1 protein-coding gene is annotated in these 503 nt (G+C 70.4%); it reads left to right on the top strand.

Features of this window, described 5'->3' with window-relative positions:
* Positions 1-503, top strand: a 503-nt coding sequence (locus tag HCX50_RS19665; RefSeq protein WP_167635472.1) for a DUF222 domain-containing protein, incomplete at both ends; no start/stop codon positions are given.

The raw sequence follows: 503 nt of genomic DNA, 5'->3' as shown, positions 1-503 counted from the left end.
GGGCTGACGCTCGGGCGCGCGAAAGACGGGGTCATCCCGATCCGGGGCAGGCTGCTGCCCGAGGTCGCGGGACAGTTGCAGCGCCTGTTCGACGCGTACCTGAACCCCAAAGTCGACGGACCACCCGCCCCCGGAGTCGAGTTCCGTCCGACGGGGGAGACGAACTCGGAAACGAACTCGGAGACGAACTCGGACACACTCGATGACGCGGGTATGGACGACGATGTCCTCCCGTCCGGTGACCCGGGACGGATGGTCGACCCGCGCTCCCGGTCGCAGAAGCAGCACGACACCCTCGCCGCGATCCTCGGCATCGCCGCACGTCACGACGACACCCCACGCCTGGGCGGTGGTGCGCCCACCCTGGTGGTGTCCGTCACCGCAGACGACTACACGTCCGGTCGCGGCTGGGCGCACGTCGACGGCATCGACACCCCCGTCTCCACCCGTGTCGCCGCGCACACCGCGTGCGCGGGCGGGGTGCAACGGGTGCTGTTCGACCC

Source organism: Microbacterium sp. B19(2022) (assembly GCF_012030385.1).
Classification (GTDB): domain Bacteria; phylum Actinomycetota; class Actinomycetes; order Actinomycetales; family Microbacteriaceae; genus Microbacterium; species Microbacterium oxydans_B.
This window is presented reverse-complemented; position numbering and strand designations above follow the sequence as displayed.